This is a genomic window from Pseudomonas trivialis (genome assembly GCF_001439805.1).
GTDB classification, from domain to species: domain Bacteria; phylum Pseudomonadota; class Gammaproteobacteria; order Pseudomonadales; family Pseudomonadaceae; genus Aquipseudomonas; species Aquipseudomonas trivialis.
In genome coordinates this window covers 106,517-125,416 of record NZ_JYLK01000006.1, presented here as the reverse complement: position 1 = coordinate 125,416, position 18,900 = coordinate 106,517, and the positions used below count along the sequence as shown (strand labels likewise).

At 63.4% G+C, this 18,900-nt stretch carries 15 protein-coding genes; 7 read left to right on the top strand and 8 right to left on the bottom strand.

Annotated features, from left to right (window positions below; all coding sequences use genetic code 11):
- Positions 1-40: 40 nt before the first annotated feature.
- Positions 41-469: a hypothetical protein gene (locus TU79_RS26030; RefSeq protein WP_057008053.1), complete on the bottom strand. Its 429-nt coding sequence runs from the start codon at positions 467-469 to the stop codon at positions 41-43.
- A 544-nt stretch (positions 470-1,013) separates the two neighbouring features.
- Here TU79_RS26030 and TU79_RS11320 point away from each other — a divergent pair.
- On the top strand, positions 1,014-1,238 hold the full coding sequence (locus TU79_RS11320) for a hypothetical protein (protein WP_057008052.1): 225 nt from the start codon (positions 1,014-1,016) through the stop codon (positions 1,236-1,238).
- A gap of 174 nt (positions 1,239-1,412) precedes the next feature.
- Positions 1,413-5,237: an ATP-binding protein gene (locus TU79_RS11315; RefSeq protein WP_057008051.1), complete on the top strand. Its 3,825-nt coding sequence runs from the start codon at positions 1,413-1,415 to the stop codon at positions 5,235-5,237.
- On the opposite strand, the gene TU79_RS11310 is transcribed toward TU79_RS11315, so the two are convergent.
- From TU79_RS11310 to TU79_RS11295, 4 genes are all read right to left on the bottom strand, one after another.
- Positions 5,229-5,993: an ABC transporter ATP-binding protein gene (locus TU79_RS11310; RefSeq protein WP_057008050.1), complete on the bottom strand. Its 765-nt coding sequence runs from the start codon at positions 5,991-5,993 to the stop codon at positions 5,229-5,231. The two genes, TU79_RS11315 and TU79_RS11310, sit on opposite strands and share 9 nt — an antisense overlap.
- Positions 5,990-6,994 carry a FecCD family ABC transporter permease gene (locus TU79_RS11305; RefSeq protein ID WP_057008049.1) on the bottom strand — a complete coding sequence of 335 codons (1,005 nt, stop codon included), beginning with the start codon at positions 6,992-6,994 and terminating at the stop codon, positions 5,990-5,992. The genes TU79_RS11310 and TU79_RS11305 overlap by 4 nt, the downstream gene beginning before the upstream one ends.
- Positions 6,991-8,004 (bottom strand): ABC transporter substrate-binding protein, encoded by a 1,014-nt coding sequence (locus tag TU79_RS11300; RefSeq protein WP_057008048.1) that lies wholly within the window; start codon positions 8,002-8,004, stop codon positions 6,991-6,993. Before TU79_RS11300 ends, TU79_RS11305 begins: the two co-directional genes overlap by 4 nt.
- Positions 8,005-8,201: 197 nt before the next feature.
- Positions 8,202-9,131: a DNA/RNA non-specific endonuclease gene (locus tag TU79_RS11295; RefSeq protein ID WP_057008047.1), complete on the bottom strand. Its 930-nt coding sequence runs from the start codon at positions 9,129-9,131 to the stop codon at positions 8,202-8,204.
- 133 nt (positions 9,132-9,264) lie between these two features.
- Here TU79_RS11295 and TU79_RS11290 point away from each other — a divergent pair, with 133 nt between their 5' ends.
- Complete coding sequence (locus tag TU79_RS11290; protein WP_057008046.1) at positions 9,265-10,326, top strand: M4 family metallopeptidase; 1,062 nt, start codon at positions 9,265-9,267, stop codon at positions 10,324-10,326.
- A 28-nt stretch (positions 10,327-10,354) separates the two neighbouring features.
- A complete protein-coding gene (locus TU79_RS11285) occupies positions 10,355-10,660 on the top strand; it encodes a protealysin inhibitor emfourin (RefSeq protein ID WP_057008045.1) in 306 nt (101 codons plus the stop codon).
- A gap of 12 nt (positions 10,661-10,672) precedes the next feature.
- Here the strand turns inward: TU79_RS11285 and TU79_RS11280 are convergent, their stop codons facing one another.
- Positions 10,673-12,064 carry an aldehyde dehydrogenase family protein gene (locus TU79_RS11280; protein WP_057008044.1) on the bottom strand — a complete coding sequence of 464 codons (1,392 nt, stop codon included), beginning with the start codon at positions 12,062-12,064 and terminating at the stop codon, positions 10,673-10,675.
- Between the two features lie 102 nt (positions 12,065-12,166).
- On the opposite strand from TU79_RS11280, the gene ptrR reads away from it, so the two are divergent.
- Positions 12,167-13,030, top strand: coding sequence for a putrescine utilization regulator PtrR (gene ptrR / locus TU79_RS11275; protein ID WP_057008199.1), 864 nt, complete (start codon positions 12,167-12,169; stop codon positions 13,028-13,030).
- 185 nt (positions 13,031-13,215) lie between these two features.
- Here the strand turns inward: ptrR and TU79_RS11270 are convergent, their stop codons facing one another.
- Together TU79_RS11270 and TU79_RS11265 are read right to left on the bottom strand one after the other, a co-directional pair.
- A complete protein-coding gene (locus TU79_RS11270; protein ID WP_057008043.1) occupies positions 13,216-13,431 on the bottom strand; it encodes a hypothetical protein in 216 nt (71 codons plus the stop codon).
- 99 nt (positions 13,432-13,530) lie between these two features.
- Entirely contained in the window at positions 13,531-14,727 is a 1,197-nt protein-coding gene (locus tag TU79_RS11265; protein ID WP_057008042.1) for an amino acid aminotransferase, read from the bottom strand.
- Between the two features lie 353 nt (positions 14,728-15,080).
- Between TU79_RS11265 and uvrB the strand changes: the two genes are divergently transcribed.
- The gene (uvrB, locus tag TU79_RS11260; RefSeq protein ID WP_057008041.1) at positions 15,081-17,096 is read left to right on the top strand and encodes an excinuclease ABC subunit UvrB; all 2,016 of its coding nucleotides are present in this window, start codon (positions 15,081-15,083) and stop codon (positions 17,094-17,096) included.
- A 184-nt stretch (positions 17,097-17,280) separates the two neighbouring features.
- Positions 17,281-18,762 (top strand): glutamate--tRNA ligase, encoded by a 1,482-nt coding sequence (gltX, locus tag TU79_RS11255; RefSeq protein ID WP_057008040.1) that lies wholly within the window; start codon positions 17,281-17,283, stop codon positions 18,760-18,762.
- The last annotated feature ends 138 nt before the right edge of the window (positions 18,763-18,900 follow it).

Genomic DNA, 18,900 nt, shown 5'->3' with positions numbered 1-18,900 from the left:
CGAAAGCACCGGCGCAATGCCGGTGTTTTCAAATCCCCTGCTAGGGAAGGGTCGCTTCCAGATTGAACTTAACGATGTTGAGTTCTCCATCGATTTTAAAGTAGGCGGTGTTGTGAAAGTCGTAGATGGTCTCGCTTGTTTTTAGTTTGACGTGGTTGCCCGAAACCTCGCCAACGGCCTGTGTGCCTTTGGTCACAAGGAAGGGGGTTGCTGATCCGCTTTTCTTGAGCGCTTCGGCGTCACTGGGCTGCAGATCCATCAGGAAGTACCGATAAATAAACGGCACCGTTGCACCTCCTGAATCGTAAAGAACTTCGTAGATTGCGCCGCCATCGCTCACAGGAGTAACGGTAACCACCTTCGCCGGGTCCGGCCTGCTGGGCCCGCTTACGTAAATGTAAAACGCTTGCCCTGAACAAATGGCAAGCAGCAGCCAGACGTACCACTTAATACCCTTTCGATTTTGCATACTCTATACCTGCCTTGATCCAAACCTGGTCAACGGGATCGTCACCGTACGGTGCCTCTGACCACCACGTGTCAAACTCTTCCCTGGACGTGCCTGCCGCTGTTTGGGCCACTCCAGCGGCCCGCAAAAGTACGGCCACGCTGCTTGTAATCAAAGTCACCGCCGCTTGGCCTCCATCAGGTTTTCGTCGAGCGAAACATCGGGAGGCGAAGCGGGATACTGCTTTAGAGCCGCTTGCTCTTTGGCCGCTTTGTTTCGAGAGCGCCTTTGCGGTTGTTTTGAATTGGCGTGCTCTCACGTACACATGCCGCTCGGGTATCCATGTGCATGAGCGAGAACTGTACAAAAAAACAGTATTAACGCCAATGGCTGGCCTTCTCTGATGCATGACATTTAATTTCAACGAGAATCTTCGTATCGTTGCGCTGATATTGAGGCCGATCTGTTGAACAGCGCACACACTCAAAGACCGCCATCGGGAGCAAGCCCCCTCCCACATTCATACCGTGTAACACCCGCCTTCCACCTGGCAGAGGACACTGCGATGCGCGAATACACTGTCACCTACCTCTTCAACAACCAGTCCCGCACCCACACCTTCGAACTCAACCAACCCGGACTCCCCGATCACGACGCCGCGCTGCACCTGCTGGCGCTGCACCTGGGCGATGCCGAAAACGGTCTGATCATGCCGCCCGCCGATGCCACGCCAGAACAGATCCTTGAGCAAGCCGCAATCATCGGCATCACCCGGATCCAGGTGGCATGAGCCCGCGCATCCACGCCGTCACGTGATTTCTGGCTGCGCCAGGGCTTTGATCCCGTGTGGCAAACCACGCATATTCTGCGGCCAATAAATGCTTGACCCCCCATGGGAGGATTTCTGTCGGCGGCGGTCAGACTGACTACTACGCGCCCTTAAATCTGCTGGTGGTTCAATCCCGTGATTACGCATTCCTTCTTGTCGGGCGGTGGCGAGCTGGCCTCCCTGATCCAGTCCAGGGATTGGTCAGCAACGCCGCTGGGTCCGATCGAGCACTGGCCGCAGAGCCTGCGCACCACCGTCAGCCTGTGCCTGGCGTCGAACTTCCCGATCAATATCATCTGGGGGCCGCAGAACACGCAGATCTACAACGACGGCTACAAGGTGTTGTGTGGCGAGTCGCACCCGCGCGCGTTGGGCGAGGGCTACCACGAGACCTGGGCCAGCGCCTGGCCGGCCATCGGCGAGCCGTTTACGCGGGCGCTCGCAGGGGAGACCCGTTTTCTCGAAAACCAGCGCATGTTCCTCACGCGCAACGGATACCTCGAAGAAACCTTCTTCACCTTTTCCACCTCGCCCATCCGCGATGAAACCGGCGGCATTGGCGGGCTGTTTCACCCGGTGACCGAAACCACCGTGACCATCCTCGCCGAGCGCCGCACCCGCGCGCTGCGTGACCTGACTGGCCGGCTGGCGGTTGCCGAGGACTTGCCCGGCTTGATCGCGCTGACGGTCGACACACTGGCGACGTTCAACTTCGATATTCCCTTCCTGCTGTTTTATGCGCGGGAGGCCGACGGCTATCGCCTGGTGCAGCACGACGGCATTGGCGCAGATACCGCCGCATCGCCGGCCTGGATCAGCCAGGAGGACTCCGCGCCATGGCCGTTGGGCACGGCGTGCGCGCAAAAGCGCACGCTGCAGGTGGACGATATCGAGGCATTGTTCGCCGGCATTGACTGCGGGCCGTACCCGGAATCGCCGCTCACGGCGTTCGTGTTGCCGCTGGTGGTGCCCGACGATACGCAGACACCGTTGATCCTGGTGGCCGGTGCCTCGCCGCGCCTGCCGATGAATGATATTTACCGCGGCTTTTTCGAGCTGTTGGGCGCCGCGCTCTCGGCGGCGCTGGCCACCGTACGGGCGCGGGCCTACGAGCGTCAGCGCGCCGATGCTCTGGCTGCCATCGACCAGGCCAAGACCACCTTCTTTACCAATATCAGTCATGAATTCCGCACGCCGCTGACCCTGATGCTCGGGCCGCTGGAGCAATCGCTGGCCCTGGGCGACGCGCTGCCTGCCGATGAGCGCGAGCGCGTGACCCTGGCCTATCGCAACGGCCAGCGCCTGCTCAAGCTGGTCAATTCGCTGCTGGAGTTTTCGCGCATCGAGGCCGGTCGCGCCCAGGCGTCCTACGAACCGGTGGACCTGCCCGAATTGACCGCCGACCTCGCCTCGAATTTTCGCTCGGCCTGCGAGCGTGCGGGCCTGGCGCTGATCATCGACACCACGCCATTGCCAGACACGGCCTACGTCGACCGGGACATGTGGGAAAAGGTGGTGCTGAACCTCATCTCCAACGCCTTCAAGTTCACCCTGGCCGGGCAGATCCGCGTCAGCGTCGAACCCGGCGCCGATGGCGCGAGTGCGCAGGTCAGTGTCACTGACACCGGCACCGGCATTGCGGCCGATGAACTGCCGCGCCTGTTCGAACGTTTCCACCAGATCGACAACCCCGCCGGCCGCTCGTTTGAAGGCTCGGGCATCGGCCTGGCGCTGGTGGATGAGCTGGTGCGCCTGCAGGGCGGCAGGCTTTCGGTGAGCAGTGAAGTCGGAGTGGGCAGCACCTTCACCATCACCTTGCCGCTGGGCAGCCGCCATGTGCCAAAACCGCTGCACAGCCCGGCGCTGCTGCACGGTTCCACCACCAACGTCAGCGCCTTTGTCGAAGAAGCGATGGGCTGGTTGCCCGACGCGCCGGCGCCGCAGGTGCAGGATGAGCCTGCCGCCGAACCGTTTGAAGAATGCGTGCTGCTGGCCGATGACAACGCCGACATGCGTGCCTATGTCGCGCGCCTGCTGCAAGCCGAAGGCCTGCGCGTGGAGACGGCGACCGATGGGCAGGCGGCGCTGGAGGTTGCGCGCGAGTGCCTGCCGCAGTTGATTCTTACCGACGTGATGATGCCGGTGCTCGATGGCTTTGGCCTGTTGCGCGCGGTGCGTGAGGACGCGCGCCTGCAGGCGACCCCGGTGATTCTGCTGTCGGCCCGTGCCGGTGAAGAGGCTCGCGCCGAAGGCCTGGCGGCGGGCGCCGATGACTACCTGATCAAACCGTTTTCAGCGCGCGACCTGATCTCGCGCGTTACCTCGCAGTTGGCCCGTGCGCGCAATCGGCGCGAGGCCGCGTTGCGCGAAAGTGAAGCGCGGCTGCGCCTGGCCATCGACGCCGGGCAGATCGGTGAATGGGAGCTGGACATTGGCGCCGACAGCTCGGTGCGCGCTGCCCGCCATGACCAGATTTTCGGCCACAGCGAGCGGGTCGAGCACTGGGGCATCGACACCTTCATGTCCCACGTGTTGCCCGAAGACCGGCCCGATGTGGAAGCGTCGTTCAAACGGGCGGCCGAGCAGGGCACCGGCTGGGATTTCCAGTGCCGTATCCGCCGCGCCGAGGACCAGCAGGTGCGCTGGATTCTGGCGCGCAGTACGCCGCAACTCGACGCTCAGGGCCGCACCCAGAAACTGTTCGGCCTGGTGCAGGACATCACCGATCAAAAGCGCGTCGAGCTGGGCATGCAGGCGCTCAACGAAACCCTGGAACAGCGCATCACCGAGGCCATGGAAGAGCGCAGCAAGGCCGAAGAACAACTGCGCCAGGCGCAGAAGCTCGAGGCCCTGGGCCAGCTCACTGGCGGCGTGGCGCACGACTTCAACAACCTGCTGACGGTGATTCGCTCATCCCTTGACTTGCTGGAACGTCCGGAACTGCCGGAGGTGAGGCGCAGCCGTTACCTGGCGGCCATCTCCGACACGGTCAATCGCGCGGCGCGTCTTACCGGGCAGCTGCTTGCGTTCGCACGTCGCCAGGCGTTGAAGCCGCAGGCCTTCGATGTCAGCCAGAGCGTGACCTCGCTGGTGGAAATGATGGAGTCGCTGTGCGGCGCCCATATCCAGATCAGCACCGACCTGGCGCCCCAGGACTGCTGTGTGTACGCCGACTCCAGCCAGTTCGACTCGGCACTGGTGAATGTGGCGGTCAACGCGCGGGATGCGATGAAGGGCGTTGGCCGTTTGACCATCGCCGTGGCGGCGGTCGACACCCTTCCTGCGCTGCGCGGCCAGGCGCAGGTGCAAGGCGACTTTGTCGCCATCGCCCTGCGCGACACCGGCAGCGGCATCCGACCTGAGCATCTGGAGCGGATTTTCGAGCCGTTCTTTACCACCAAGAATGTGGGGCAGGGCACCGGGCTTGGCCTCAGCCAGGTGTTCGGCTTTGCCAAGCAATCGGGCGGCGAAGTACGGGTGAGTACCGAGATGGGCCAGGGCTCGACCTTTACCCTGTACCTGCCCCGTGTCACCGCGCAACCACTGGAGCCCGAGGTTCCGCTGGAGCCGGCGCTCCTCACCGACGGCCAGGGCGGCCGCGTGCTGGTAGTGGAAGACAATATCGAGGTCGGCACCTTCGCCACCCAGGCGCTGGAAGAGCTGGGCTACCAGGCGACCTGGGCGGTGAATGCCGAGCAGGCGCTCAAGTGTCTGACCGACGCCGCGGAGGATTTCGACGTGGTGTTTTCGGACGTGATGATGCCGGGCATGAATGGCCTGGAACTGGCCAAGGAGATCCAGCAGTTGTGGCCGGCGTTGCCGATTGTGCTCACCAGTGGCTACAGCCATGTGCTGGCGCAGCAAGGCACCCACGGCTTCGACTTGCTGCACAAGCCGTATTCCATTCACCAGTTGCTGCAGATTTTGCGCAAGGCCTGTGTGAAGCAGGGTTCAGCTTGAGCGCAGGCGCAGGATCTGCGCGCCGTCGAACGGGTCGGTCAGGTAATGGCCCTGCACGCCGAAGGTGTCCTGCAACCGCTGTGGCGTGAGCACCTCCAGCGGTTTGCCCAGCGCCACCAGCCGTCCGCGATCCAGCACGGCGAGGCGGTCGCAGGTCAGCGCCTGGTTGAGGTCGTGCAAGGCAATCAGGGTGGTCACCGGTAACGCCTGCACGCCTTTGAGGATCGTCAGTTGGTGCTGGATGTCGAGGTGATTGGTCGGCTCATCCAGCAGCAGAATCTGTGGCCGTTGCGCCAGCGCACGGGCGATATGCACGCGCTGGCGCTCGCCGCCGGAGAGGCTGCGCCAGGCACGCTGGCTGAGGTGGGTGGCGTCCACGTCGTGCAAAGCCTGGTGCACGATGGCCTCGTCCTCGCGGGACCAGGGGCTCAGCGCCGACAGCCAGGGCGTGCGGCCCAGGGCCACGGCGTCGAACACGCCGATGGCATCGTCGGTGTCGGCCTGTTGTTCCACCACCGCCAGTTGCTGCGCAATGACGCGGCGCGACAAGCTGCCCAGACGCTTGCCGCCCAGGCGCACGTCGCCGCTGGCGGGCGTGCGCAAGCCGGCCAGCAGCTTGAGCAGGGTGGATTTGCCGGAGCCGTTCGGCCCGACGATGCCCAGGGTTTCCCCCGCCTGCACCTCCAGGTGAATATCGTGCAGCAACTGCGCATCACGCACCTTGAAGCTCAGGCCGCTGCAGCTCAATACGCTCATCGCGCGTTTCTCCGGCCGATCAGGATCAACGCGAACACCGGTGCGCCAACCAGCGCGGTGACGACTCCGACCGGAATCACCTGACCCTTGATCAGGCTGCGCGAGAGCACGTCCGCCGCGATCAGAAACAGCGCGCCGCCCAGAGCGCTGGCCGGCAGCAGCCGCGAATGCGCGGTGCCGAGCAGCAGGCGCACGGCGTGGGGAATCACCAGGCCGACAAAGCCGATGGCGCCGACAATCGACACCATCACCGCCGTCACCAGCGCGGCGCAGCCCACCAGCACGCATTGCACGCGGCGCACCGGAATGCCGAGGGACGCCGCCGAGTCGCTGCCGAAGGTAAACGCATCCAGTGCGCGACGGTGCCACAGGCACACGATCAGGCCAGCGACCGCCACCGGCACGGCCAGCCACACCGATGGCCAGCGCACGCCGCTGAGGTTGCCGAGCAGCCAGAACATGATGCCGCGCGCCTGTTCGGAGCTGGCCGATTTGGTGATCAGGAACGCGGTGAGCGCGTTGAACAGCTGGGAGCCGGCGATGCCCGCGAGGATGATCTGCCCGGTGCCGCGCGCCGAGCCACTGGCCCGCGCCAGCAAGGTCACCAGCGCGAAGGCGGCCATGGCGCCGACGAATGCTCCCGCCGACAACGAGATCAGCCCGCCGCCCACGCCGATCAGGGCGACCAGCACCGCGCCGGTGGAGGCGCCGGCGCTGATGCCCAGCAGGTACGGGTCGGCCAACGGGTTGCGCAGCAACGACTGCAGGATCACCCCGCAGGTCGCCAGCCCGGCCCCGCAGGCGGCGGCCACCAGCGCGCGGGTGAGGCGGTAATTCCACACCACGCCCTCGTCGATGGGGTCGAGCACGTAGCCAGCCGCCCACAGTTTATTGGCCAGCACCTTGAGCACCACTTGCGGCGCGATGGCGGTTTCGCCGATGGCCACCCCGGCGAGCAGGGCGATCAGCAGCAACGTGAGGGCGAGCAGCGTGCGCATCATTGGGGCAGGTCGTAGCCGTCGATGGCGCCGGCCAGTTGTTCCAGGCCGTCGAACATGCGGATGCTGGCCTGCAGCGCCAGGGCGTCGAGGACGATGATGCGGTTGTGTTTGACGGCGTCCATGTTGCGGGTCACCGGGTCGCTGCGCAGGAAGGCAAGTTTCTGTTGGTGGTCGTCGGCGGGGTAGCGGCGCCGGTCCATGCGCGCGATCACCAGAAAGGTCGGGTTGGCCTTGGCGATGGTTTCCCAGCCGACGGCGGGCCACTCTTCATCGGACTGCACCACGTTGGACAGGCCCAGGGTGTGCAGCATGAATTCGGGAATGCCCTTGTGGCCGGCCACGTAGGGATCGCTGGCCATCTCGGCGCTGGAGAACCACACCAGCGCGCTGGCCTGCTTCAAGCCTTTGCCTTGCGCGGTGGCGACGGATTTGGCCAGGCGTGCCTTGAGTTCGTCGTTGAGCTGTTGACCGCGCGCCTGCACATCGAAGATCTCGGCCAACTGGCTGATGCTCTTGTAGATCGTGTCGATGCGAAACGGCTCCAGCCGCGTGCCGTCGGCGCCCACCCGATTATCTTTGCCTTCGCAGTCCGACGGCAGCAGGTAGGTGGGGATGTTCAGTTCATGAAACTGCTCGCGGGTGCCTACCACGCCTTGCGCGCCGACCACCCATTCCAGCTCGGCGGCCACCAGCTGCGGGCGCTTGGCGATGACGGATTCGAAGCTCGGCTCGTTGTTGGCCAGGCGCTCGATGCCATCGTTGAGGGTTTTGTACTGCGCCAGCACGTTGTTGAACCACAGCGAGGTGCCGACCACGTTGTTACCCACGCCCAGGGCATAGAGCATTTCGGTGGCAGCCTGGCCGATGGTCACGCTGCGTGCGGGAGCCTGGGCGAAGCTGATGTGGCTGCCGCAGTTTTCCAGGGTCAACGGATAGTGGGTCGGCGCGGCGTGCGCCTCTGCGGCGGACAGCCCGAGGCCGATCATCAAGGCGGTAACGCGTGGCAGCATGGGGGCAATCTCCGTTTGAACCGTTGGCGAAACCCCAATGAGTCCCGTCCGGGAAACGGCGCGGTATGGTAGTGCATGGCGGGGTGGGCGGGAAGATGGGCGGCTGCTCTCAACAGCAGACCGCTTCCATTGTGGCGAGCGGGTTTGCCCTGTGGCAAGCCTGCTGGCCACAGGGCAGGTGCGCTATCGGCGGTGCATCACAGACGAATATCTTCCGGGCCGCGAATCAGCGCTTCAATGCGTGTGCCTGTGGCGCGTTCTTCGTTGCTGAAACCGTCGTAATCGGCCAGGTTGCCGAAGCGAACGCCGGTCAAATGTTCTATCTGAAGCACGCTGCGCTGGTAGGTCCGCAGTTGGCCGAACACCAGGTCGAGCTGGCCCAGTTCGCGGCTCTGGTCGATCATGTATGCGCTGGCTGAGGGCTTGCCATCGTCGCTGAGGTAGGCGACGACTTTCCAGAAAGCCTTGGGAATCCGGATGCCCCGGTAAAGGCGGTCGTCTTCGCCGAACACCGGGCCGGTAAACACCGTGGCCCGGGCTTTCCAGCGCTGGGTGTTGTCGAGGATATAGTCTTCGAGTTCCAGCCAGGTCTTCTGGTTGAAACCGCTCATCTGCGGCGAGCAGTTGGTGAAATGGAAGGTGTCGACGTTGGCGGTGCCGGCCTCGGCGCCCCAGTTGGGGTCCTGGCGTCGCACCAGGTGGCCACGGTCCAGGCCATTGCCGGCGTAGAGTTCCTCACCGACCTGGGCCTCGACGGGCAAGCGGCCGTCGTAGGCCCAGGTGTCGTTGCTGCGCACGATGTCCACGTGGTGCGCGCCGTCGATATTGACCCCGACGCAGAACGCCAGGCGCCTGGAGCGCGACATCGTGATGGAAAAATGCGTGTAGTCCAGCCGCTTTGGCTGCACATCATCGGCCAGGGCCTGGTCAACCGTGGGCCAGGGCACTTCGAAGCCGCCAAGAAAATCCTCGGCATAGCCGGTGCGGTTTTTCAGGTCCCTGGCGGCAGTGATGCGTGGGATTGCCGCCCGCGCCTGCAGCAGGGAAGGGCTGGCCGTGACCAGCGGGCGCAGATCGCCAAGGCGGGGACGGTGTGACAGGTCGATTTTGCGGGTGCGGGGTGGCATGGACTGCTCCTTGCGGGCCTGGGAATAAATACGACTGCAACACAGGTTCATGACAATTTAGGCCAGGTTTCGTCGGCAGGACTATGCTGAAACGGTTATTTGGAGTTCACCACACGTCAAAAGGGACCCGCTTATGTGTATTCGCCATCCCCGCAATCCGATCTTTTGCCTGATCCCGCCGTACATGCTCGATCAGATCGCCCGTCACGGTGATAAAACCCAGCGTGAAATCGCGCTGCGCACGCGCGCCAAGGACAGCACGTTCCGCTCGCTGCGCATGCTGGCCGTGCCCGCCAAGGGCACCGCACACATGGCCCTGGCCATGGCTGCTGAAAAACGCCGCTCCATCTACAGCGCCGCAGGCACCGACACCCTGCCGGGCAAGCTGATCCGCAGTGAAGGGCAGCCCGCCAGCGGCGACGAAGCGGTGGACGAGGCCTACGACGGTCTGGGCGCGACCTTCGATTTTTTCGACGAGGTGTTCGACCGCAACTCCATCGACGATGCCGGCATGGCGCTGGACGCCACCGTTCACTTTGGCCAGGCCTATAACAATGCGTTCTGGAACTCGACCCAGATGGTGTTCGGCGATGGCGATCAGCAGTTGTTCAACCGCTTCACTATTGCGCTCGACGTGATCGGCCATGAGTTGGCCCACGGCGTCACCGAGGACGAAGCCAAGCTGATGTACTTCAACCAGTCCGGTGCGTTGAACGAGTCGCTGTCGGACGTGTTCGGCTCGCTGATCAAGCAGTATGCGTTGAAGCAGAAGGCCGAGGACGCCGACTGGTTGATCGGCAAGGGGCTGTTCACCAAAAAGATCAAGGGCACGGCGCTGCGCTCGATGAAAGCACCGGGCACCGCGTTTGATGACGCCCTGTTGGGCAAGGACCCGCAGCCCGGGCATATGGATGACTTTGTGCATACCTACGACGACAATGGCGGCGTGCACATCAATTCGGGTATTCCCAACCATGCGTTCTATCAGGTCGCGACGAAGATCGGCGGGTTTGCCTGGGAGCGTGCCGGCCGCATCTGGTACGACGCCTTGCGCGACGCACGGCTGCGGCCGAACTCGGGGTTTCTGCGTTTTGCGCGCATCACCTATGATGTGGCCGGCCGCCTGTACGGCGCCAACAAGGACGAGCAGAAGGCCGTCAAGGCAGGCTGGAACGCGGTGGGTATCAACGTCTGACAAACCGCCTGGGCGGTGAGGAACAGCCATGCGAATTTCGATCAAGGAAAACGGCGGCCTGGCATTTTTTCCGGGCCTGGCCAAACCTCGCAGCGTCGAGCTGGCTACGCTGCCCGAGCCGGATCAGCAGGAGCTGCGCCAACTGATCCAGGCGGCGGACTTCTTCAAGTTGCCGCAAAGCAAGGTTCCGGAGTCCGGTAAGCCGGGCCAGGTGCATTACACCCTGACCGTCACGGAGGAAGACCGCGAGCACACGGTGTGTGTGCTCGCGCCGGTCAAGTCCCAGGCGCTGGATGGGCTGGTGCAGTGTGTGAGGCGCCATTGCCGGTCTTGAGGTGATGTGCGGTTACTTGCGATCCAGCCACACGGTCCGTGCGTTGCAGAACTCGCGCACGCCAAAGTGCGACAGCTCGCGGCCGAACCCGCTTTTCTTCACCCCGCCAAATGCCACGCGGGGGTCGGAGACGCTGAACGCGTTGACGAACACACCGCCGGTTTCCAGCTCATCGGTGATCGCCCGTGCCTTGGCCGCGTCGCGGGTGAAGATGCTTGCCGTGAGGCCGAACTCGCTGTCGTTGGCCAGCGCCACGGCATGCTCGGCGTCGCGGGCGGTGATGATTGAGGCCACCGGGCCGAACAGTTCCTGTTTGAATGAGGTCATCTGGTCGGTGACGTCGGCCAGGACGGTCGGCGCGTAGTAGTTGCCGGCGCCGTCGATTTTGTCGCCGCCCAGCAGCAGGGTCGCGCCCTCGGCCAGCGTGGCCTGAACCTGGCCGTGCAGCTCGTCGCGCAGGTCGAAGCGCGCCATGGGGCCGATGTAGGTGGCGGCGGATGTCGGGTCGCCCATCACCAGGGCGCGGCTGGCGTCGAGGAATTTTTGGGTGAAGGTTTCGACCACGCCCTCTTCGATGATCAGGCGCTTGGCGGCGGCGCAGACCTGGCCGCTGTTCTGGAAGCGGCCGATGAGGGCGGCCTGCACGGCGGCGTCGAGGTCGGCGTCGTTGAGCACAATGAAAGGGTCGGAGCCGCCCAGTTCCAGCACGCACTTTTTCAGTGCGGCACCGGCCTGGGAGCCGATGGCCATGCCGGCGCGCACGCTGCCGGTGAGGGTGACAGCGGCGATGCGCGGGTCGGCGATGGCGTTGGACACGCCGTCCTGGGTCACGTTAATCACTTCGAACAAGCCGTCGGCGAAACCGGCTGTGCGCAATGCCTGCTGGATCAGGTAAGCGCTGCCCATCACGTTCGGCGCATGTTTGAGCACGTAGGTGTTGCCGGCCAGCAGGCTCGGCACGGCGCCGCGCAGCACTTGCCACACCGGGAAGTTCCACGGCATCACCGCAAGGATCGGGCCCAGTGGGCGGTATTCGATGCGCGCGCTGCCGTTGTCCACCAGGGTCGGTTCCGAGGCGAGCATGGCCGGGCCGTGGGCGGCGTACCACTCGGTCATCAGCGCACATTTTTCGATTTCGGCGCGGGCCTGGGCGATGGGTTTGCCCATTTCCCGGGTGATCATCTGCGCCATGGTTTCGGCTTGCTCGCGCAGGGCTCGGGCCAGGGCCAGCAGCAATTCGGCGCGCTGGCTCACAGGCTGGCGGCGCCAGGTGCGGAAGGCAGCGCTAGCACGGTCGAGCGCGGCATCCAGTTGCGCCTGGGTTTCGTACGGGTAGCTGCCGATGGTTTCGCCAGTGGCGGGATTGATCGACAGGGCGTGAGTGTGGGAGGAAATCGCGTTCATGGCACCGTCCGGCTGAATGAGTGAATGAGGCCAGCCTACGGGGCTGCATGTTTTCTGGAAAGTGAATAATATTGAGCAATACATTCACGATTGGAGAATGATGTGGATCTGGTGCAACTGGAAATTTTCAAGGCGGTAGCCGAGCAGGGCAGTATCAGCGCGGCCGCGCAGCTGATTCATCGCGTGCCGTCGAACCTGACCACGCGCATCAAGCAACTGGAGCAGGACCTGGGCGTGGCGTTGTTTATCCGCGAGAAAAGCCGCCTGCGCCTGTCGCCCGCTGGCTGGAATTTCCTCGGCTACGCGCGGCGCATCCTCGACCTGGTGCAGGAAGCCCGAGCGACGGTGGCGGGGGAGGAGCCGCAGGGTGCATTTGCGCTGGGCTCGCTGGAAAGCACGGCGGCGGTGCGCATCCCGGCGTTGCTCGCGGCCTACAACCAGAGGCATGCCAAGGTCGAGCTGGACCTGAGCACTGGGCCATCGGGCACGATGATCGAAGGGGTGCTGTCGGGCCGGCTGGCGGCGGCGTTCGTCGATGGCCCGGTGCTGCACGCGACCCTCGAAGGCGTGGCGGTGTTCGAGGAGGAAATGGTGGTGATCGCGCCCCTGCACCACGCGCCGATCAGCCGGGGGCGGGACGTGAATGGCGAGAATATCTATACGTTTCGTTCGAACTGTTCCTACCGGCACCACTTTGAGCGCTGGTTCTCACACGATGGCGCGGTGCCAGGCAAAATTTTCGAGATGGAGTCGTACCACGGCATGCTGGCCTGCGTCAGCGCCGGCGCGGGCCTGGCGCTGATGCCGCGCAGCATGCTCGAAAGCATGCCGGGGTTTGCGGCGGTGAGCGTGTGGCCGCTGGAGGACGGATTTCGCGTGCTCAACACTTGGCTGATCTGGCGGCGCGGCACCGTGTCCCAAAGCCTGAACAGCTTCGTGCGGTTACTGGAGGAACGCGCAGCCTGAGCTATATCAGGCAATCCGATCCCTGTGGCGAGCGGGCTTGCCCCGCGTTGGGGTGCGAAGCGCCCCCAATCAAGCAAAACGCGGTGTGCCTGATACGGCTCAGCGCCTGGTTTGAGGGCTGCTGCGCAGCCCAACGCAGGACAAGCCTGCTCGCCACACAGGTTCCAGTTCGCCTGGGCGGGTGATCAGCCGCCGAATTGAAAGGTGCCCATGGCCAGTTTGGCCATGATCGCCGTTGCGCCCAGTTGCACCAGCCACAGCGCCAGGCCACCGAGGAACACGCCGAGCGCCACTTGCAGCACCAGGCTTTTCTGGCGCTTGGTGTGCGGCGCGCGCGGGGTGAAGTCGTGCAGTTCGTCGCGGTCGGCGCGCAGGTCAAGGTCCAGGTCGTCGTTTCTCATAGGGCTCTCACAGCAAAGGGGCAGTCGGGGTTCAGTCTAGGGGCTGCACACGAAAAAGGGGAAACCATCGGTTTCCCCTTCTTCATCACGAACGCCGGCTTACAGCACCTGAACGATCGCTTTTGTGACGGCGCCAATGTTCGATTGGTTCAACGCCGCCACGCAGATGCGCCCGGTGTCCAGCGCGTAGATGCCAAATTCGCTGCGCAGGCGCGTGACTTGCGCCACGCTCAGGCCGGAGTAGGAGAACATCCCGCGCTGGCGGCCGACGAAGCTGAAGTCGTGGCCCGGTGCAGCCTTGGCCAGTTCGGCGACCATCTGCTCGCGCATGCCACGGATGCGCAGGCGCATTTCAGCCAGTTCCGCTTCCCACTGGGCGCGCAGCTCAGGGTTGTTCAGCACGGCGGCGACGATGGCTGCGCCGTGGGTCGGCGGGTTGGAGTAGTTGGTGCGGATCACGCGCTTGATCTGGGACAGGATGCGCGCGCTTTCTTCCGCGGATTCGCTGACGATCGACAGCGCGCCCACGCGTTCGCCGTACAGGGAGAACGACTTGGAGAACGAGCTGGACACAAAGAAGGTCAGCCCCGACTCGGCGAACAGGCGCACGGCAGCCGCGTCTTCGTGGATGCCGTCGCCGAAACCCTGGTACGCCATGTCGAGGAACGGCACGAGGTTCTTGGCCTTGATCACGTCCAGCACGTTTTGCCAGTCGGCCGGGCTGAGGTCGACGCCGGTGGGGTTGTGGCAGCAGGCGTGCAGCACCACGATGGAGTGTGGCGGCAGGGCGTTGAGGTCTTCGAGCAGGCCGGCGCGGTTGACGTCGTGGGTGGCGGCGTCGTAATAGCGATAGTTGTGGACCGGGAAACCGGCGGTTTCGAACAGCGCGCGGTGGTTTTCCCAGCTCGGGTCGCTGATGGCAACGACGGCGTCGGGCAGCAACTGCTTGAGGAAGTCTGCGCCGATTTTCAGCGCGCCGGTACCGCCGACGGCCTGCACTGTGACCACACGGCCGGCGCTCAGCAGGGGCGACGTGTCACCGAACAACAGGGTTTGCACGGCCTTGTCATAGGCCGCGATCCCGTCAATCGGCAAGTAGCCACGGGCCGCGTGTTGCGCCACGCGAATGGCTTCCGCTTCGGCAACGGCACGCAAGAGTGGAATCTTCCCCTCCTCGTTGCAGTAAACGCCCACGCCAAGGTTGACCTTGGTGGTTCGTGTGTCGGCGTTGAATGCTTCGTTGAGGCCCAGGATTGGATCGCGTGGTGCCATTTCGACAGCGGAGAACAGGCTCATTTTGCGGCAGCTCTATGGGGGAAGGGAGGGACGTGTCGCGCTCCGGCCGGAGGCACTAGAGCGGTGCACAAACGGGGAGCTAGTATAGAGGCCCGCACGGCCGAGGGCGACCGTTGAAACGGCTTTTCGGCCAAGTTTTTCGGTTGAGGCGCCGACCGTTAGTCTTATTGGCATTCAACAGGCAGGGCCTATACGGCGGCTATGTAGGATAAGTGCCTTGAAACCCGTCGCCTTCGCCACCACTTCTACAGCTATCATGATTTTTTCCTGCAACCTGCGAAGCATATTCGCGGGTTGCTGAGCTATTCGTCCTTGGCGGCCACAGGCCCGGGGTGACTTGAAAGAGGTACGTTATGTCGGATTTCCAGCTCGTCACCCGCTTTGAACCGGCCGGCGACCAGCCCGAAGCCATTCGCCAGATGGTCGAAGGCATCGAGGCCGGCCTGGCGCACCAGACGCTGCTCGGGGTGACCGGTTCGGGCAAGACCTTCAGCATTGCCAACGTAATCGCGCAGATCAACCGCCCGACCCTGGTGCTGGCGCCGAACAAGACCCTGGCCGCGCAGCTGTACGGCGAGTTCAAGGCGTTCTTCCCGAACAATGCGGTGGAGTATTTTGTCTCCTACTATGACTACTACCAGCCCGAAGCCTATGTGCCGTCGTCCGACACCTTCATCGAGAAGGATGCGTCGATCAACGACCATATCGAGCAGATGCGCCTGTCGGCGACCAAGGCGTTGCTGGAGCGCAAGGACGCGATCATCGTCACCACCGTGTCGTGCATCTACGGCCTGGGCAGTCCGGAAACCTATCTGAAGATGGTGCTGCACGTCGACCGTGGCGACAAACTCGACCAGCGCGAACTGCTGCGGCGCCTGGCGAGCCTGCAATACACCCGCAACGACATGGATTTCGCCCGCGCCACCTTCCGCGTGCGCGGCGATGTGATCGACATCTACCCGGCCGAATCGGACCTGGAGGCGATCCGCATCGAGCTGTTCGACGATGAAGTCGAAAGCCTGTCGGCCTTCGATCCGTTGACCGGCGAAGTAATCCGCAAGCTGCCGCGCTTCACCTTTTACCCCAAGAGCCACTATGTAACGCCCCGTGAAACCCTGATGGGCGCCATTGAGGGCATCAAGGTCGAACTGGCCGAGCGCCTCGAATACCTGCGCGCCAACAACAAACTGGTGGAGGCCCAGCGCCTGGAGCAGCGCACCCGCTTTGATCTGGAGATGATCCTGGAGCTGGGCTACTGCAACGGCATCGAAAACTACTCGCGCTACCTGTCGGGCCGTGACTCCGGCGCGCCGCCGCCGACGCTGTACGACTACCTGCCGCCGGACGCCTTGCTGGTGATCGACGAGTCCCACGTCAGCGTGCCGCAGGTGGGCGCGATGTATAAGGGCGACCGCTCGCGCAAGGAGACCCTGGTGGAGTACGGTTTTCGCCTGCCGTCGGCACTGGATAACCGGCCGATGCGGTTTGACGAGTGGGAGGCGATCAGCCCGCAGACCATTTTCGTCTCCGCCACGCCGGGCAATTATGAGGCCGAGCATGCGGGCCGGGTGATCGAGCAGGTGGTGCGACCGACCGGCCTGGTCGACCCGCAGATCGAAATCCGCCCGGCGCTGACCCAGGTCGATGACCTGCTGTCGGAGATCAACAAGCGCGTGGCGCTGGAAGAGCGGGTGCTGGTGACCACGCTGACCAAGCGCATGTCCGAAGACCTCACCGACTACCTGGCCGACCACGGCGTGCGCGTGCGATACCTGCACTCGGACATCGACACGGTGGAGCGGGTGGAGATCATCCGCGACCTGCGCCTGGGCACCTTTGATGTGCTGGTGGGCATCAACCTGCTGCGCGAAGGCCTGGACATGCCGGAAGTGTCGCTGGTGGCGATTCTGGATGCGGACAAGGAAGGCTTCCTGCGCTCCGAACGTTCGCTGATCCAGACCATCGGCCGCGCGGCGCGTAACCTCAATGGCCGGGCGATCCTGTATGCGGACCGCATCACCGGTTCCATGGAGCGCGCGATCGGCGAGACCGAGCGGCGCCGTGAAAAGCAGATTGCCTTTAACCTCAAGCACGGCATCACCCCCAAAGGTGTGTTCAAGGACGTCGCCGACATCATGGAAGGCGCCACCGTGCCGGGCTCGCGCAGCAAGAAGCGCAAGGGCATGGCCAAGGCCGCCGAGGAAAGCGCCAAGTACGAGAACGAATTGCGCTCGCCGAGTGAGATCACCAAGCGGATTCGCCAGTTGGAAGAGAAGATGTACCAGTTGGCGCGCGATCTTGAATTCGAGGCGGCGGCGCAGACGCGCGATGAGATTGGCAAGTTGCGCGAGCGGTTGCTGGCTGTTTGATTGGTAGTGGTTGTGCCGGCCTCATCGGGGGCAAACCCCCTCTCACCTTGATGTGTGAACACGGTCAAATGTGGGAGGGGGCTTGCCCCCGATAGCCGCGCCTCGGTTTTCCAGATATCACCCAGGCTGTTACCATTCGCCCCTTGTTTCAATTTTCAGTTATATCGCCCATTCGAGACCTGCCATGACCACCGTCCGCACGCGCATCGCGCCATCGCCTACCGGCGATCCCCACGTCGGCACTGCTTACATCGCCTTGTTCAACTACTGCTTTGCCAAGCAGCACGGCGGTGAATTCATTCTGCGGATCGAAGACACCGACCAGTTGCGCTCTACCCGCGAGTCGGAACAGCAGATTTTCGATGCCCTGCGCTGGCTCGGCATCACCTGGGCCGAAGGTCCGGACGTCGGTGGCCCGCACGGCCCGTATCGCCAGAGCGAGCGCAGCGACATCTACAAACAGTACACCCAGCAACTGGTCGACATGGGCCATGCGTTCCCGTGTTTCTGCACCGCTGAAGAGCTGGACCAGATGCGCGCCGAGCAACAGGCCCGTGGCGAGACCCCGCGCTACGATGGCCGCGCCCTGTTGCTATCGAAAGAAGAAGTGGCCCGCCGCCTGGCCGCCGGCGAGCCCCATGTGATCCGCATGAAGGTGCCGGGCGAAGGCGTGTGCGTGGTGCCGGACATGCTGCGCGGCGACGTCGAGATCCCGTGGGACCGCATGGACATGCAGGTGCTGATGAAGACCGACGGTCTGCCGACGTACTTCCTGGCCAACGTGGTCGATGACCACCTGATGGGCATCACCCACGTGCTGCGTGGCGAAGAATGGCTGCCATCGGCGCCGAAACTGATCCTGCTTTATGAGTACTTCGGCTGGGAGCAGCCGCAGTTGTGCTACATGCCGCTGTTGCGCAATCCGGACAAGAGCAAATTGTCCAAGCGCAAGAATCCGACCTCGGTGACGTTCTACGAGCGGATGGGCTTCATGCCCGAAGCGATGCTCAACTACCTGGGCCGCATGGGCTGGTCGATGCCGGACGAGCGCGAGAAATTCTCGTTGCAGGAAATGGTCGACAACTTTGACCTGTCCCGCGTATCGCTGGGCGGGCCGATCTTCGATATCGAAAAACTGTCGTGGCTCAACGGCCAGTGGCTGCGTGACTTGCCGGTGGAAGAATTCGCCAGCCGCGTGCAGCAGTGGGCGTTGAATCCTGAGTACATGATGAAGATCGCGCCGCTGGTGCAGGGCAGGGTGGAGACCTTCAGCCAGGTCGCTCCGCTGGCCAGCTTCTTCTTTGCCGGCGGCGTGAACCCGGATGTAAAACTGTTCGAGTCGAAAAAACTGTCGGGCGACCAGGTGCGCCAGTTGATGCAGCTGATTCTGTGGAAGCTCGAAAGCCTGCGCCAGTGGGAGAAGGACGCGATCACTGCGACGATTCAGGCAGTGGTCGAGTCCCTGGAACTGAAGCTGCGTGACGCCATGCCGCTGATGTTCGCCGCGATCACCGGGCAGGCCAGTTCGGTGTCGGTGCTTGATGCGATGGAAATTCTCGGACCGGACCTTACGCGTTTCCGCCTGCGCCAGGCCCTTGATTTGCTGGGGGGTGTTTCCAAGAAAGAAAACAAGGAATGGGAAAAGCTGCTGGGCGCTATCGGCTAAGTCCTCTGTGGCAGCGACGAAACCCCGGCTTTTCGGGGTTTCGTTGGTAAGTGATTGTTATCCCGGCAAAAAACTTTGGAAATTGTTGAAAATAAATTTGACACACTTCCAAACCGCCATTAAGATTCGCCCCGTCCT